Origin of the sequence: Streptomyces viridochromogenes, from assembly GCF_001270495.1 — a bacterium.
GTDB classification, from domain to species: Bacteria; Actinomycetota; Actinomycetes; order Streptomycetales; family Streptomycetaceae; genus Streptomyces; species Streptomyces viridochromogenes_A.
In genome coordinates this window covers 48,937-64,602 of sequence record NZ_LGUR01000240.1, presented here as the reverse complement: position 1 = coordinate 64,602, position 15,666 = coordinate 48,937, and the positions used below count along the sequence as shown (strand labels likewise).

Annotated in this window: 12 protein-coding genes and 1 pseudogene; 7 read left to right on the top strand and 6 right to left on the bottom strand. The window is 71.0% G+C overall.

Annotated features, from left to right (window positions below):
* Positions 1-15: 15 nt before the first annotated feature.
* The 6 genes from ADK36_RS37360 to hisC are packed head-to-tail and all read left to right on the top strand — an operon-like array spanning position 16 to position 6,100.
* A complete protein-coding gene (locus ADK36_RS37360; protein WP_048583975.1) occupies positions 16-225 on the top strand; it encodes a ferredoxin in 210 nt (69 codons plus the stop codon).
* The gene (locus ADK36_RS37355) at positions 222-1,622 is read left to right on the top strand and encodes an FAD-binding oxidoreductase (protein WP_053200771.1); all 1,401 of its coding nucleotides are present in this window, start codon (positions 222-224) and stop codon (positions 1,620-1,622) included. Before ADK36_RS37360 ends, ADK36_RS37355 begins: the two co-directional genes overlap by 4 nt.
* Entirely contained in the window at positions 1,619-2,842 is a 1,224-nt protein-coding gene (locus ADK36_RS37350) for an MFS transporter (protein WP_048583939.1), read from the top strand. Before ADK36_RS37355 ends, ADK36_RS37350 begins: the two co-directional genes overlap by 4 nt.
* Complete coding sequence (locus ADK36_RS37345; RefSeq protein ID WP_053200769.1) at positions 2,824-3,663, top strand: TauD/TfdA dioxygenase family protein; 840 nt, start codon at positions 2,824-2,826, stop codon at positions 3,661-3,663. The genes ADK36_RS37350 and ADK36_RS37345 overlap by 19 nt, the downstream gene beginning before the upstream one ends.
* A 25-nt stretch (positions 3,664-3,688) precedes the next feature.
* A complete protein-coding gene (locus ADK36_RS37340) occupies positions 3,689-4,999 on the top strand; it encodes an ATP-grasp domain-containing protein (RefSeq protein ID WP_053200767.1) in 1,311 nt (436 codons plus the stop codon).
* Between the two features lie 42 nt (positions 5,000-5,041).
* Entirely contained in the window at positions 5,042-6,100 is a 1,059-nt protein-coding gene (hisC, locus tag ADK36_RS37335; RefSeq protein WP_048583942.1) for a histidinol-phosphate transaminase, read from the top strand.
* Positions 6,101-6,214: 114 nt separating this feature from the next.
* Here hisC and ADK36_RS37330 read toward each other — a convergent pair whose 3' ends face one another.
* The 4 genes and pseudogenes from ADK36_RS37330 to ADK36_RS37315 form a co-directional block, all read right to left on the bottom strand.
* Positions 6,215-6,415 carry a ferredoxin gene (locus ADK36_RS37330; protein ID WP_048583943.1) on the bottom strand — a complete coding sequence of 67 codons (201 nt, stop codon included), beginning with the start codon at positions 6,413-6,415 and terminating at the stop codon, positions 6,215-6,217.
* A complete protein-coding gene (locus ADK36_RS37325; protein WP_053200789.1) occupies positions 6,412-7,611 on the bottom strand; it encodes a cytochrome P450 in 1,200 nt (399 codons plus the stop codon). The genes ADK36_RS37330 and ADK36_RS37325 overlap by 4 nt, the downstream gene beginning before the upstream one ends.
* Before the next feature lie 435 nt (positions 7,612-8,046).
* A pseudogene (locus ADK36_RS37320) lies at positions 8,047-8,475 on the bottom strand (hypothetical protein); the annotation flags it as partial.
* A 113-nt stretch (positions 8,476-8,588) separates the two neighbouring features.
* Positions 8,589-9,710 carry a PP2C family protein-serine/threonine phosphatase gene (locus ADK36_RS37315; RefSeq protein WP_234330027.1) on the bottom strand — a complete coding sequence of 374 codons (1,122 nt, stop codon included), beginning with the start codon at positions 9,708-9,710 and terminating at the stop codon, positions 8,589-8,591.
* 145 nt (positions 9,711-9,855) lie between these two features.
* Between ADK36_RS37315 and ADK36_RS37310 the strand changes: the two genes are divergently transcribed.
* Entirely contained in the window at positions 9,856-12,567 is a 2,712-nt protein-coding gene (locus ADK36_RS37310) for a SpoIIE family protein phosphatase (protein WP_199830333.1), read from the top strand.
* A gap of 12 nt (positions 12,568-12,579) precedes the next feature.
* On the opposite strand, the gene ADK36_RS37305 is transcribed toward ADK36_RS37310, so the two are convergent.
* Together ADK36_RS37305 and gap are read right to left on the bottom strand one after the other, a co-directional pair.
* Entirely contained in the window at positions 12,580-14,469 is a 1,890-nt protein-coding gene (locus tag ADK36_RS37305; RefSeq protein WP_053200763.1) for a propionyl-CoA synthetase, read from the bottom strand.
* Positions 14,470-14,581: 112 nt separating this feature from the next.
* The gene (gap, locus tag ADK36_RS37300) at positions 14,582-15,580 is read right to left on the bottom strand and encodes a type I glyceraldehyde-3-phosphate dehydrogenase (protein WP_053200761.1); all 999 of its coding nucleotides are present in this window, start codon (positions 15,578-15,580) and stop codon (positions 14,582-14,584) included.
* Positions 15,581-15,666 lie beyond the last annotated feature (86 nt).

Genomic DNA, 15,666 nt, shown 5'->3' with positions numbered 1-15,666 from the left:
AAGGAACCCACCACTGTGAAGATCACCCTCGAACCCGAGCGATGTGTCGGCGCCGGGCACTGCGTCCTGTCGGCACCCGAGGTCTTCGACCAGGACGAGACCGACGGCATCGTCGTGCTGCTCGCCCCCGCGCCGGACGCCGCGCTCACCGACGCCGTCCACGAGGCGGCCGACCTCTGCCCGGCCCGCGCGATCCTCGTCGACGGCGAGGACGGCACCCCGTGAACCTGATCGACCGGCTGCGGGAGGCGGTGGGCGGCGCCGCCGTGCTCACCGACCCGGACGCCACCGAGGGCTACGCCCGCGACATGATGCCGCTCGCCCCGGCGGGCCGTCCCCGGGCCGTGGTGCTGCCCGCGGACACCGCCCAGGTGCAGGCATGTGTCCGCGCCTGCGCCGAGGCCGGCGTGCCCGTCGTGCCGCGCGGTGCGGGCAGCGGCCTGACCGGCGGGGCCAACGCGGTGGACGACTGTGTCGTCCTGGTCACCACCCGGATGGACCGGATCCTCGAACTCGACGCGGACAACCGGCTGGCCGTGGTCCAGCCCGGGGTGATCAACCGGACGCTCCGGGACGCCGCCGCCGAGCACGGCCTGTTCTACCCGCCCGACCCGTCCAGCCTCGACTGGTGCACGCTCGGCGGGAACCTCGCCACGGACGCCGGCGGGCTGTGCTGCGGAAAGTACGGCGTGACCAGCGATGCCGTCCTGGGCCTCGAAGTCGTCCTGGCCGACGGCTCGTTGCTCGGCACGGGCCGCAGGACCGTCAAGGGTGTCGCCGGCTACGACCTGACGCGGCTGTTCGTCGGCAGCGAGGGAACGCTCGGGATCATCACCAGGGCGACCCTGAAGCTGCGTCCGCTGCCCGCCGCGCCGGGCACGATCGTCGCCGCCTTCGACTCCGTGGCGCGGGCCGGGGACGCCGTCAACCGGGTGGTCCGGGCCGGTCTGGTGCCCTCCCTGATGGAGATCATGGACGCCACCTCGCTGCGGGCCTGCGAGGAGTACCTGCGGGCCGACCTCGGAGCGGGTGACGGCAGCGCCCTGCTGCTGTGCCAGTCGGATGCCGGCGGTGTGTCGGCCGCCGCCGAACTGGACGCGATGGACGGGCTGTTCAGGGAGGCGGGCGCCGAGTGGACGCACGCCACCCGGGACCCGACCGAGGGCGCTCTGCTGCTCCGGGCCCGCCGGGTGTCCCTCCCGGCCCTGGAGGCGCGGGGTGCCTGCATGACCGAGGACGTGGCGGTGCCGCGCACCCGGATCGCCGACCTCATGACCGGCTGCGAGAAGATCGGGTCGGAGGCGGGGCTGACCGTGGCCGTCGTCGGCCACGCGGGCGACGGCAACATGCACCCCACCGTGCTGTACGACGGGTCGTCGGCGGCGGAGTACGCCCGTGCCCGCGGCGCCTTCGACGCGATCCTCGCCCTGGCCCTGAGCCTCGGCGGCACCGTCACCGGCGAGCACGGGATCGGCAAGCTCAAGACCGAGTGGCTGGAACGGGAACTGGGTCCGGTCTCGATGCGGGTCCACCGGCAGCTGAAGGACGCCCTCGATCCCGCGGGCCTGTTCAATCCGGGCGCTCTGTTCACCCGGCGCCCGGCGGGCGGGCGCACCGCGTGATCACCCGTACGTTCCGTACCGTCGCGGGGCTGCCCGCCCCGCTGCGCGTGCTCTTCCTCACCACCCTGATCTTCCGCACGGGCACCATGGCCTATCCGTTCCTCGCCGCCCACCTGCTGGTACACGAGGGGCTGAGCAAGGGCATGGCCGGGACGGTCCTCGCCTGCTTCGGTGTGGGCGCGCTCGCCGCCGACCTGGCGGCGAGCGTTCTGCTCGGCAGGGTGTCCGCCCGTGCGCTGATGCTCGGCGGACTGGCCCTCAACGCGGCGGTCCTGACCCTGTTCCCCTTCCTGCACGGCCTGGCGCCGGTCGTCGCCTTCGCCGTGGTGTGGGGTTTCGCGTACGAGATCGTCACCCCGGCCGCGTACTCGGCGACCGTCGCCGCCGCCGGTCCCGAGGAGCGGAAGGTCGCCTTCTCCTGCTACCGGCTCGCCATCAACCTCGGGATGGCGGCGGGACCCGTCGTCGGCGGGCTGCTCTTCGCCGTCGACGCGCGGCTGGTGTTCTGGGCGAACGCCGGCTGCACCCTGGCCGCGGCCGGATACCTCGCGGCACGCTCCCGCGAAGCGGCCGCTGCCCCGCCACGGCGGAACGCCCGGAAGCAGGGCACGGTCCCCCGGACACCGTACGAACGGGCCCGGTTCTGGACGATCTTCGGCCTCTCGCTGCCCGTCCAGCTCGCCTACTCGCTGCCCTCCGTCTTCGTCTCCACCTACGTCATCGTCGGACTGGGCCTGCCCGGGTACTGGGCGGGCGTCGTCTTCGCCGTGAACGCGGTGGGCATCGTCCTGTTCGAGGTACCGCTCAACGTGCTCATGGCCCGGACGGGGCATCTGCCCACCCTGCTCCTCGGCTACGGACTCGCGGGCGCCGGCTTCCTGCTGATGGCGCTGTCCGGGTCAGGTCCGTCGCTCGTCCTGGCCACGCTCGTGTGGACCGCCGGGGAGATCGTCGTCTTCCCCGGGCTTCTCAGCTACGTCAGCGACCTGTCCGGCGAGGCCTCGGCGGACCGCAATCTCAGTCTCTACTCCACCGGCGTCAACATCGCCTTCATCCTGGCACCCCACCTGGCCCTGTTGCTCTCCCGGCCCAGCGCCCCCGGTATCCCGTGGGCCGTCGCCGGCGGCGCCCTGTGCGTCGCCTGGCTCCTGCTGACAGTGGCCCGCACCAGCCCCCTCACCTGGCACAAGGAGGAACCCTCATGCACCGACGCGATCTGACCCCGTTCATCGGCGTCGAGTACACCGGAGTCACCCACGACGACCTGCGCAGCGAGGATCTCTTCGCGGAGGTCGTCGACTCGGTCCACCAGCGCGACCTGGTGGTGCTGCGCGGTATCCGGCTGACCCCGGAGCAGCAGATCGGGCTCGCCGCCCGCCTTGGCACCCCCGTGCCCTTCCTGCTGAGCGACTGGCGTCACCCGGAGTTCGCCGAGATCCTCGTCTCCTCCAACGAGCGGCGGAGGAACAGGCCGATCGGCGTCCCCCGCGTCGGGAACTTCTGGCACCAGGACTCGTCGTACAACGCGCATCCGGCCGAGTACACGGTGCTGCACGGGGTGAACGTGCCCGAGGAGCACGGCCACACCCTCTTCGCCTCCGCCGCCGACGTCCACGACCGGCTGCCCGAGGAGTGGAAGACCCGCCTGGAGGGCCGCACCGGCCTGCACACCCTGACCCGGCAGCAGCGCATCGAGGCCCGTCACGTGGGTCTGTCCATCGCCGAGATGCGGGCGCTGGTCGCGCACGAGTACCCGGCGGTCGAGCATCCCGTCGTCCGCCGCGACCCGTTCACCGGGCGGCGTTTCCTGTACGCCGCCCGGGAGTACATGGACTCGGTCGTCGGCCTGGACGCCAACGGCAACGAGGAGTTCTTCGCACTGCTCGACACCCTCGTGCAGGACCCCGCGCATGTCTACGAGCACCGCTGGACGCGCGACGACCTGCTGATCTGGAAGACCGCGACCACCTACCACCGGGCGACCGACCTTCCGAAGGGCGTCGGCCGGACCGTACACCGCATCAGCGTCGCCGCCGCCTGACCCCGCGCCACCGGAAGGGTTCCGCATGCACCACGACCACCCACACCACGACGGCCACCCACACCGGCCTGTCGGTGTGATCGTCGACGGCTACTCGATCGGCAAGTACCTGCCCGCCGCGTTCCGGCGGCTCGGCGCCGATGTCGTCCACCTCCAGTCGACCCCGGAGTTCCTCGCCTCGGTTCCGCCGCCGGACCTCGGGCCCTACACGGCCAACGTGGTGCACGACAGCGGCGACTGGGACCGCACCGCGAAGGAACTCGCCACCTACTCCCCCGTCGGCGTGCTGCCCGGGCAGGAGACGGGCGTTCCGCCGGCCGACACCGTCGCCGAGCGGCTGGGGCTGCCCGGCAACCCGGCCGCGACCTCCGCGGTGCGCCGCGACAAGTACCGGATGATCGAGGCGTTGCGGGCCGCCGGGATCCGCTGTGCCCGCCAGCTGAAGTCCGCGGACGCGGCCGAGATCGTCGACTGGGCCGAACGCGAGGCCGGCTACCCCGTGGTGGTGAAGCCGCTCAGCTCCGCCTCCACCGACGGCGTCTCGATCTGCCGCGGCGCGGAGGAGATCCGCACGGCAGTGGCCGCCGTCCTCGGTACGTACGACATCTTCGAGCGCCGCAACACCGAGGTCCTCGCGCAGTCCTTCCTGCGGGGCCCCGAGTACATCGTGGACGTCGTCCGGGGGCCCGGCGGCGGGCGCCATGTCTGTGGGGTGTGGCGGTACGAGAAGACGGAGGCCGGCTCCAAACGGATCTACGACAAGGACATCCTGCTCGACCCGGACAGCCCGGAGGTCCCCGTCCTCGTCGCCTACGTGGACCGCGTCCTCGACGCCCTCGACATCCGTTTCGGCGCCGCCCACGCCGAGGTGATGCTGACGCCCGAGGGACCCGCCCTGGTGGAGGTCGGGGCCCGGCTCAACGGCGACATGGATCCCGCCGTCCACGACGCCTGCATGGACGGCAACCAGGCGGACCTGCTCGCCCTGGCCTGCGTACGGCCCGCGGAGTTCGAACGCCGGTACGCGGGGCGCACGATGTACCGCAAGCACCGCGAAGCCCTCGTCATACACGGGCAGACCACCCGGGAGGGCACCGTCGAGGAGATCGACCAGGACGTGCTCGCCCGGATCACCGCCCTGCCCACGGTCCGGCTGGCCCTGCCCCGGCTCCGCCCCGGCGACCGGATGCGTCCGACCACCGATCTGCTCTCCAGCCCGCTGCGGGTCTTCCTGGTCGGGGACCGCTACGAGGACCTGCTCGCCGACTACCGGCAGATCCAGGCCCTGAAGGACGGGGTCTTCCGACTTGCCGCGCCCGGCGCGACCGCGCGCTGAAGCGGCCACCGCTCCCTCACACGTCCGAAAGGAAGGCTGCCCGTGGGTGTGCCCACCCGGGCCGATCTGGCCGGCATCCCCGACTACATCATTCCGGGCCGGCCGCCCGGCGCGATCCTGCTCAACTCGAACGAGAACTCCCTCCCTCCGCTGCCCGCGGTGGTCGAGGCGGTCGCCGCGGCCGCCGCGGGAGGCAACCGGTACCCGCAGTGGTTCTCCGAGGACCTGGTGGCACGGCTGTCCGCCGAGCTGGGGTTCCCCGAGTCGTGGGTCGGCATCGGCTGCGGCTCGGTGAGCCTGTGCCAGCAGCTCATCCAGGCGTACTGCGCACCGGGCGACGAAGTGCTGTGCGCATGGCGCTCGTTCGAGGCGTACCCCGTCTTCGCGCGGGTCGCCGGGGTACGCGCCCGCACCGTTCCGCTGGACTCCGGGCACCGGCACGACCTGGCCGCCATGGCGGACGCCCTCTCCCCGGCGACTCGCCTCGTCTTCGTCTGCAACCCGAACAACCCGACCGGCACCGCGGTGGGCGCCGGGGAACTGCGTACCTTCCTGGAGCGGGTGCCGAGCGACGTGCTCGTGGTACTGGACGAGGCGTACCGCGAGTTCGTCACCGACCCGGACGTGCCCGACGGCCTGCTGCTCGCCCGTGCGCACGAGAACGTGGCGGTCCTGCGCACCTTCTCCAAGGCCTACGGACTGGCCGGCATCCGGGTCGGCTACTGCGTCGGGTCACCCGACGTCGTCGCGGCGGTCAACAAGGTGGCGGTGCCCTTCGCGGTCAGCGGCCCGGCACAGGCGGCGGCGACAGCGGCGCTGTCCCACACCGCCGAGGTGAACGAACGCTGCCGGGCCGTCGCGGCGGAGCGGGAGCGCGTACGCGACCGGCTGACGGCGGCGGGCCTGTCCGTCCCCGCCTCCCAGGCGAACTTCCTCTGGCTTCCCCTGGGCGACCGGTCGGCGGACTTCGCCGGGTTCTGCGAGAACAACGGTGTGCTGGTCCGGCGCTTCGGGGACGAGGGAGTGCGGGTCACGGTCGGAGCGCGGGAGGACAACGACGTTTTCGTACGGGCGGCGGAAGCGTACGCGTCCGCCGGATGACGTACCGACGGCTGTACGACTTCCCCTGAGACACAGATCGCCCAAACAGAAGCATCAAGGGAGGATCCGAGATACAGAACACCTCGGATCCTCCCCATGAGCCGACCGGCATCCTTACGCCAGGGTGATCGCCCCGGAAGGGCAGACACCGGCGGCCATTCGGGCGGCCGCGCGGTGGGCGGTGGGCGGCTCGGTGTGCAGCAGGAGCACGAGGCCGTCCTCGGGGTCCTGGTCGAAGACCTCGGGTGCGGTCAGCGCACACATCCCGGCGCCGATGCAGCGCGCACGGTCGACGCGCAGAGGCGTCGAGCTCATGACTCCTCGCCCCAGGTGACCGGGAGGCTCTTCACCCCGTAGATGTCCGCGGTCTCCGGGCGAAGGCCGACCTCTTCGGCCGGTACGGCCAGGCGCAGCGTGGGGAAGCGGTCGACCAGCGCGCGGAACGCGACCCGCATCTCGACGCGGGCCAGCTGCTGACCCAGACACTGGTGGATGCCGTGGCTGAAGGCCAGGTGGCCGCCCGTGTCCTGCCGCCGGATGTCGAGCACATGGGGATCGGTGAAGCGCTCCGGGTCGCGGTTGGCGGTGTGGTACGACAGGACGACCGTCGTGCCGGCCTTGATGGTCTGACCGCCCAGCTCGACGTCCTCCAGCGCCGTCCTCATGAACGTCTTGGCGACGCTCAGATACCGCAGCAGTTCCTCCACGGCCCCGTCGGTGAGCGCCGGATCGGCGCGCAGCGCGGCCAGTTGCGCCGGGTTCTGGAGCAGCGCGAAGGTGCCGAGGGACAACATGTTCGCGGTGGTGTCGAACCCGGCCGCCAGCAGGACCAGGCTGATTCCCTTGAGCTCCTCGTCCGTCAGATCGCTGTCGGTGAGTTCGCTGAGCACGTCGTCGGTGGGGTTCGCCCGCTTGGCGGCCACCAGCTTCGCGAGGTACTCCTGGGTCGCGGTGTAGGCCGCGATCAGCTCCTCGTCGCTCGATGCCCCGCCCATGAACGTGTCGATCTGCTCCTGGAAGGAGCCCCGGTCCTGGTAGGGCACCCCGAGCAGCTCGCAGATCACGATGGTGGGGATGGGCTTGGCGAACGCGGTCACCAGGTCGGCCGGTGGCCCGGTCCGCTCCATGGCGTCCAGGCAGTCGGTGGTGATCTGCTCGATGCGCTCGGTGAGCAGCCGCATCCGCCGTACGGTGAACCTGCCCATCAGCGGTTTCCGGTAGCGCCGGTGCTGTGGGTCGTCCATGAGGAGGAACTCGCCGGGGGGCGCCGGGGGGAGTTCGAAGTCGACCACGTTCATGAGTTCCTTGCGCGAGCTGAACCGCGGGTCGGCCAGGACCGACCTGACCAGGTCGTATCCGGTGATCATCCAGCCGGGTTTTCCGCCGGGGTGGGTGTAGCCGCTGATGGGGCCGTGCTGACGGGCGTCGATCAGCTCGGTCGGCGGGTCGAAGGGGCAGCCGGGCTGACGCTCCGTCGGGAGCGCCGTGACGGTGTGCAGGGATTCCCCCATGATCATGCCTCATCTCGCGATATGACGTGTTTGACGATACCCGAAAGCTACGTTGCGTTCACGACTCCGTCAATCGCAGCAAGACCATCTCCCCAGGTGGGCTGCGGAAAATTGATGCAATGACGCTGGATCGAATGCAACGCTACGTTGCAATGAATGACAGCGAAGGCAATACTGACGACATGCCAGGTGGCCCGCCCGCGGGCAGACCGCCGAGCGGCGCGACGGGAGACGAGTTCACCGAGTCGGCGGCCAGGTCGGGGATGCCGGGCCGACCGCGCGCATGCCTGTCGACCTGTTGCCGTCCGACGACGACAGGCGCTCAAGTCGGCGCAGCGACCGGCCAGGGCAGGTGCGTTCCCGGAAGGGGTCACCCGGGACCCGATGGAGTCGGCCGACCGCCGGCGACCCTTCCTCGCGCCCGACGGAGTCCCAGCGCCAGGCGTGGCGGATCTTCAGTCGCCCGAATCCCATGACCCCGGAGATGCGGATCTTCGGCCCGCCGGGGGGACGCCGCGGGGCCTTGTAGCACAAGTCCTTCCACTCGGTGCGCGACCCCTCGACCTCCACGAACGCGTCGCGAGGCATCGTGATCCCGGCTCCGCCTGTTCCGAGGTGCAGCCTCGATGTCGACGACCGGATGCTCGATGACCGCCCGGGACAGATCCAGGCGCACCCTTCCGTACGCGGACTCGACCTTGAGGATCCGAGGCACCCGCCAGGCGCCTCGCCGCCGGATCCGTCCGTCGGCGGCGGCGATCGTCGACGTGGCGGGCGGGTTCTCCGCCGGGAGCGAGGCCAGAGCCGACGCGAGCCCGCTGTGCGCCTTCGCGGCGAGCACCTGGGCGAGACACGTTCGCCCATCTCCTCGTGCTCCAGTGCCGCGCTGACGACGTCCGCCTGCCGCTGACGGCCTCCGTCCGGCACGTGGACCCGACGACCATCAGGCCCACCAGGAACACCTGGATCACCAGAACTCAGCCCTCCGTTCCGACGGCCCCCCGGTCCCGCACGCCGGAGCGCCTCAGCGCGAGGGCCGCGATGTCGTCGTCGAGCCTTCCGCCACTGTGCTGGAGCAGATCCCGGTGCAGCTGGTCGAGCAGCTGGCGGGGGTGCTCCGGGCCCTGCCGCCGCAGCCAGTCCGACAGCGGGAAGAACTGGCCGGAGCGGTCCCGGGCCTCCGAGACTCCGTCCGTGTAGAGCAGCAGCTGGTCGCCCGGGGCGAAGTCGACCAGGTCAACCCAGTAGCGGTCACCGATGAGCGCTGCGAGGTTGAGGGGCGGGGAGGGGAGGGTGGGCTCCAGGACCCTGACCTTCCCGCAGTGCGCGATCAGTGGCGGGGGATGCCCGCAGTTGAGAAGCCGTATGTGGCCACCGCCGTGCGGGACCTCGGCGAGGAGGGCGGTGGCGAAGTGCTCGGGCTGGTCCTGGGCGGTGAACGCGATGCTGTGGCGCGTGACGGTGGTCTCCAGGCGGTGGATGATTCCCTGGAGGTCGGGCTCGTCGTAGGCGGCCTCCCGGAAGCAGCTGATCACCGCCGAGGCCGCTCCCACCGCGGACAGGCCCTTGCCCCGTACGTCACCTATCAGTAGCCGGACCCCGTGCGGTGTACCGATCGCCTCATAGAAGTCGCCGCCGATCCGGGCCTGTTCCTGGGCCGCCAGATACAGCGACTCGATCTCGACGTCCTCGATGCGGCGTGGCAGCGGGCGCAGCAGCACCTTCTGGGCGGCGTCGGCGACGAGCCGGACATGGAAGAGGATCTCCTCCCGCTGAAGTCGCACATGACTCCCGTATGCGGCCGCCAAGGTCACCGCGATGATCGCGGCCGACGTGTACTGCGTCCCCAGATCGGTGTGAAAGAAGCTGAGGAAGATCATGAACAGCAGGCAGAACGCCCCCAGCAGGACCGTGGGGAGCACGGGCCACATCGCGGCGGCCAGGGCGGGTGCGGCGGGCAGCAGTCGGCTGACGGCGATCTCCCTGGGCGTGGAGAACGCCAGGCCGGCGATGAGGACGGTCAGGACCACGGGTGACAGCCGGGCAGCCTGCCATCGACCGCTGTAAGCGGGGCGACGGCGCCACAGCCGTCCAGACATGATCACAAAATGCATCATATCGACCTAAGCGGACATCGAGCACGGCAAGAATCATGCACGCACGGCCGCACAGACGTGGAGCTCGGCCGAACGGCGACCGGGCGGGCCCTGGCCGCTTGGGATCATCGGTGTTAGAAAGGGTCGCATGGCGAGTCGTTTCGCCCGTTTCCGACACCTACCGGTCAAGCGTCTGATCAGCAGAAGCACGCGGAGCGTCGCCGGTCAGGTGTTGGTTTTCCAGGTGGCTCTGGTAGTGCTGCTCGTGGCCTGCGGCGTCTTCGCTCTCATCCTCCAGTCGGAGCGGGACACCAATGCCGAGGCCAGGCGCCGCTCCACGGCCGTGGCCGAGACCTTCGCGCACTCACCGGGCGTCCTGGCGGCGTTGCGGGCCCCGGATCCGAGCAAGATTCTCCAGCCGCTCACCGAGGCGGCCCGCCGGGCGGCCGGCGTCGACTTCATCGTGGTCATGGACACCGAGGGCATCCGGTACACGCACCCCCTGCCGGACCGCATCGGAAAGCGGTTCGTGGGCGAGATCGGTCCGTCGCTGGCGGGGAAGGTCTACGTGGAGAGCGTCAACGGCCCGCTCGGCCGCGAGGTGCAGGCCACGGTCCCGATCGAGAACGCCGACGACGAGGTGGTGGCCCTCGTGTCGGCCGGGATGAAGGTCAAGAGCGTCGAGAGCCAGCTGGCCCGGCAACTACCGATCATCCTGGGCGCCGGTGCCGGAGCGCTCGTGTTGTCCATCGGTGTGACCGCGCTGGTGGGCAGGCGGCTGCGGCGGCAGACACACAGCCTGGCACCGGACGAGATGACCGTGATGTACGAGCACCACGACACGGTGCTCCACTCCGTTCGGGAAGGCGTGCTGATCGTGGCCGCCGACGGGCGGCTGGCACTGGCGAACGACGAGGCCAGACGACTGCTGGAGCTGCCCCCGGACGTCGAGGGACGGCTCGTCACCGAGCTGCCGGGCCTCGATCCCGAGACGACGGCGCTGCTCGCCTCCGGGCGCGAGGCCACCGACGAGGTGCATCTCGCGGGCGAGCGGCTGCTCGCGGTCAACCAACGGCCCACGGATCGCGAGGGAGGCCCCAAGGGCACGGTGGTGACGCTGCGCGACTCCACCGAGCTACAGGCTCTGACCGGCAGGGCGGAGGTGGCCCGGGAGCGGCTCAGACTGCTGTACGACGCCGGACTCCGCATCGGTACCACCCTGGACGTGCTGCGCACCGCCGACGAGCTGGCGCGCGTCCCCATTCCCCGCTTCGCGGACTTCGTCACCGTGGACCTGGCCGACGCCGTCCTGCACGGCGAGGAGCCGGCCCCCACGGCGACGGACATGCGACGCGCGGCCGTGTCCGGCATCCGGGAGGACCATCCGCTCTCCGCACAGGGCCGGCTCTTCCACTACCTCCCCGCCACACCCCAGGCCCGCGGCTACGGCAGCGGCCGCTCCCAGCTGGTGAGCGATCTGCCGACCGCCACGGGCTGGCGCGTGCAGGACCCGGAGCGCGCCAAGGCGATCATCGACTACGGCATCCGTTCCCTCATCACCGCCCCCATCCGGGCCCGCGGTGTCGTGCTGGGCATGGCCAACTTCTGGCGCACACAACACCATGAGCGCTTCAACGAGGACGACCTGTCGCTGGCGGAGGAGCTGGTGGCCCGGGCCGCGACAAGCATCGACAACGCCCGCCGCTACACCCGCGAGCACACCCTGGCAGTCACCCTCCAGCGCAGCCTGCTGCCGCAGGCCATGCCCGAGCAGAACGCCCTCGACATCGCCTTCCGCTACCTCCCCGCCCAGTCGGGCGTCGGCGGAGACTGGTTCGACGTGATTCCCCTGCCCGGGGGCCGGGTGGCCGTGGCCGTCGGCGACGTGGTCGGCCACGGCCTGCACGCCGCCGCCACGATGGGACGGCTGCGGACCGCGGTGCACAACTTCTCCGCCCTCGATCTGCCACCCGACGAGCTGCTGAGCCATCTGGACGACCTGGTCGGGAGCATCGACCAGCACGAGGCGGCGGAGAGCGCGGCGGGCGTCGTGGGCGCCACCTGCCTGTACGGGATCTACGACCCCGTGACGCGCCGCTACGTCATGGCGCGTGCCGGGCATCTGGCGCCCGCCCTGGTCCAGCCCGACGGAACCGTCACCTTCCCGGACGTGCCGGCCGGTCCGCCCCTGGGCCTCGGCGGCTTGCCGTTCCAGACCGTGGAGCTGTGCCTCGCGGAGGGCACCCAGCTCGTCCTGTACACCGACGGCCTCATCGAGGACCGCAGGCGCGACCTCGACGTGGGAATGGAACTGCTGCGCGCCGCGCTCACCGGCCACCCCGACCGCCCGCCCGAGGAGACCTGCAAGGACGTGCTGGACAGCCTGCTCCCCGAGCGTCCCAAGGACGACGTCGCCCTGCTCGTCGCCCGCACGCGGGAACTGCCGCCCGACCGGATCGCCGACTGGGACGTACCACCGGACCCGGCCGCCGTCGCGGGTATGCGCGACGCCGTGTCCCGAAGGCTCGAAGAGTGGGGCCTGTCGGAGTTCGGCTTCACCATGGAGCTCATCCTGAGCGAGCTCATCACCAACGCCATCCGCTACGGCTCCGGGCCGATCCACGTACGGCTGATCCGCGACCGCAGGCTGATCTGCGAGGTGGCCGACGGCAGCAGCACCTCACCGCATCTGCGGTACGCCGCCACGACGGACGAGGGAGGCCGGGGCCTGTTCCTGGTGTCGCAGCTGGCTGAGCGCTGGGGCACCCGGTACACCCCGCAGGGCAAGGTGATCTGGGCCGAACAGGCCCTGCCGGGCGACATGCCGTCCGGCGATGACGCCCAGCCTCGACCGGCGTAGGAGAACCGTCTCTCAGACGGTGTGATCGGGGCGCCGGAGCAGCGGGCGCAGGGCCTCGACGACGCTCGGGTCGTCCACCGTGGACGGGATGGGTTCGTCGTGGCCGTCGGCGATAGCGCGCATCGTCTTGCGCAGGATCTTCCCCGAGCGCGTCTTGGGCAGGGCGGCCACGACGGCGACCTCCTTGAGGGAGGCGACGGCGCCGATGCGCTCGCGCACGAGCCGGACCAGTTCGGCCTCGACCTCCCCCGGGTCGCGGGCGGTGCCCGCCTTCAGCACGACGAAGCCGCGTGGGACCTGTCCCTTGAGGGCGTCCGCGACCCCGATCACGGCGCACTCGGCGACATCGGGGTGAGCGGCCAGGGCTTCTTCCATGCTGCCGGTGGACAGCCGGTGCCCGGCGACGTTGATGACGTCGTCGGTACGGCCCATGACGTACACGTAGCCGTCCTCGTCGATGTGCCCGCTGTCGCCGGTGAGGTAGTAGCCGTCGTAGGCGGAGAGGTAGGAGGCGACGAAGCGGGCGTCGTCGTTCCAGAGGGTGGGCAGCGAACCGGGCGGCAGCGGGAGCTTCACGACGATCGCGCCGTCGACGCCGGTCGGCACGGGCCGCCCCGAGGGGTCGAGGACGCGGACGTCCCAGCCCGGCAGCGGAAGGGTGGGCGAGCCGGGTTTGACGGGGGCGGCCTCGATGCCGACCGGGTTGGCGACGATCGGCCAGCCGGTCTCCGTCTGCCACCAGTGGTCGATCACCGGGATGTCCAGGAGGGCGCTCGCCCAGTGGTAGGTCTCGGGGTCGAGACGCTCACCGGCGAGGAAGAGATAGCGCAAGCGGGAAAGGTCGTAGTCCGCGGTGAGGACGCCCTTCGGGTCCTCCTTCCTGATGGCGCGGAAGGCGGTGGGCGCCGTGAACATGGTCTTGACGCCGTGCTCGGCGGCGACCCGCCAGAACTGGCCGGCATCCGGGGTGCCGACCGGCTTGCCCTCGTACAGCACGGTCGTGGCACCGGCCAGCAGCGGCCCGTACACGATGTACGAGTGCCCGACGACCCAGCCGACATCTGACCCGGTGAACATCGTCTCGCCCGGGCCGATGTCGTACACGGCGCCCATCGACCAGTGCAGAGCCACGGCACAGCCGCCGCAGTCGCGGACAACTCCCTTGGGTTTTCCGGTCGTTCCGGACGTGTAGAGGATGTAGAGGGGGTCGGTCGCGGTCACGGGCACACAGGCGGCCGACGGCGCGTCGGCGACCAGGTCGGCCCAGTCGAGATCGTCCGGCCCCAACTCGGCCCGCTCCTGCGGTCGTTGCAGGATGACCCGCTTCTGCGGCTTGTGCCCGGCGAGTTCGATCGCACGGTCCAGCAGCGGCTTGTACGGGATGACGCGCTTGCCCTCGATGCCGCAGGAGGCGGAGACGATCACCTTCGGGGTGGCGTCGTCGATGCGGAGCGCGAGTTCGGGTGGGGCGAACCCGCCGAAGACGACCGAGTGGACGGCGCCGAGGCGTGCGCAGGCCAGCATCGCGATGGCGGCCTCGGGGACCATCGGCAGGTAGATGACCACCCGGTCGCCGCGCCCCACACCGAGCCCGGCGAGCGCCCCGGCGAAGGCCGCCACCTCGTCCCTCAGCCGGGCGTAGGTGTAGCCGCGCCGGGTGCCGGTCACCGGGGAGTCGTAGACGAGCGCGAGCTGTTCGCCCCGGCCGGCTTCGACATGCCGGTCCACGGCGTTGAAGCAGACGTTGAGCCGGCCGTCGGGGAACCAGCGGTGGAAGGGTGCGTCCGAGGAGTCCAGGGCACGGGACGGGGCCACCTCCCAGTCGATGCCTTCCGCCGCCCGCAGCCAGAAGCTCTCCGGGTCTTCGAGGCTGGCCCGGAAGACGTCCTCGTACATTCCCATCGCGCTCTCCTTGACCGGGGTCGTGGTGGCCTGCCGACCCCATGATCACATGTTGATCACGAGGTCGGCCAAGCCGTGCGGCGAGGACGGTTGAGAGAGGGCCCGGCGCCGGTCAGCCGTTCGCGAGCAGTTCCAGCGTGTCGATCACACGGTGGGAGAAGCCCCACTCGTTGTCGTACCAGGCGACCACCTTGATGTGACGGCCGTCGACCCGGGTGAGGGCCGAGTCGAAGATCGACGAGGCGGGGTTGCCAGTGATGTCGGACGAGACCAGGGGGTCGTCGGAGTACTCGAGGACGCCGGCCAGCGGACCCTCCGCCGCGGTGCGGTAGGCCGTCAGTACGTCCTCGCGGGTGACGTCCCGCGCGACGGTGGTGTTGAGCTCCACGATCGAGCCCACCGGAACCGGTACGCGGATGGAGTCGCCCGACAGCTTGCCGTCGAGGCCCGGCAGCACGAGGCCGATCGCCTTGGCGGCACCCGTCGTGGTCGGCACGATGTTGACCCCGGCGGCACGGGCCCGGCGGGCGTCGCGGTGCGGGCCGTCCTGGAGGTTCTGCTCCTGTGTGTAGGCGTGCACCGTGGTCATGAATCCGTGCTCGATACCGGCGAGTTCGTCGAGGACGGCGGCCAGCGGTGCGAGCGCGTTGGTCGTGCAGGAGGCGTTCGAGACGATCGTGTGCAGGGCCGGGTCGTAGGCGTCGGTGTTGACCCCGTAGGCAAGCGTGACGTCCGCGCCGTCGGACGGCGCGCTGACCAGGACCTTCCTGGCACCCGCGTCGAGGTGCGCGCGGGCGGCCTTGGCGGAGGTGAAGCGGCCGGTCGACTCCAGTACGACGTCGACGCCGAGTTCGGCCCACGGCAGCCGCGCCGGCTCACGCTCGGCGAGCACCGTGATACGGCGGCCGTCGACGACGAGGGCGTCGCCGTCCACCGTCACCGGACGGCCGAGCCGGCCGGCCGTGGAGTCGAAGGCGAGGAGCCGGGCGAGGGCGGTGGGCTCGGTGAGGTCGTTGACGGCGACGATCTCGAGGTCGCTGTCACGTTCGAGCAGGACGCGCAGCACGTTGCGCCCGATGCGGCCGAATCCGTTGATGGCGATGCGAGTCATGAATGCCTCTTGGTGTGTCTTGGTGTCCCTACGGTTCGTCACCACCAGCCTCCCGTGCGGGATCCGGGCCTGGCCGTGGCGAGAGC

Coding starts and splice junctions, on each gene's coding strand:
- ADK36_RS37305 (WP_053200763.1), bottom strand. CDS start 14,469: ATGGGAATGTACGAGGACGTCTTCCGGGCCAGCCTCGAAGACCCGGAG.
- ADK36_RS37310 (WP_199830333.1), top strand. CDS start 9,856: ATGGCGAGTCGTTTCGCCCGTTTCCGACACCTACCGGTCAAGCGTCTG.
- ADK36_RS37315 (WP_234330027.1), bottom strand. CDS start 9,710: ATGTCTGGACGGCTGTGGCGCCGTCGCCCCGCTTACAGCGGTCGATGG.
- ADK36_RS37340 (WP_053200767.1), top strand. CDS start 3,689: ATGCACCACGACCACCCACACCACGACGGCCACCCACACCGGCCTGTC.
- ADK36_RS37330 (WP_048583943.1), bottom strand. CDS start 6,415: ATGAGCTCGACGCCTCTGCGCGTCGACCGTGCGCGCTGCATCGGCGCC.
- ADK36_RS37345 (WP_053200769.1), top strand. CDS start 2,824: ATGCACCGACGCGATCTGACCCCGTTCATCGGCGTCGAGTACACCGGA.
- gap (WP_053200761.1), bottom strand. CDS start 15,580: ATGACTCGCATCGCCATCAACGGATTCGGCCGCATCGGGCGCAACGTG.
- ADK36_RS37325 (WP_053200789.1), bottom strand. CDS start 7,611: ATGGGGGAATCCCTGCACACCGTCACGGCGCTCCCGACGGAGCGTCAG.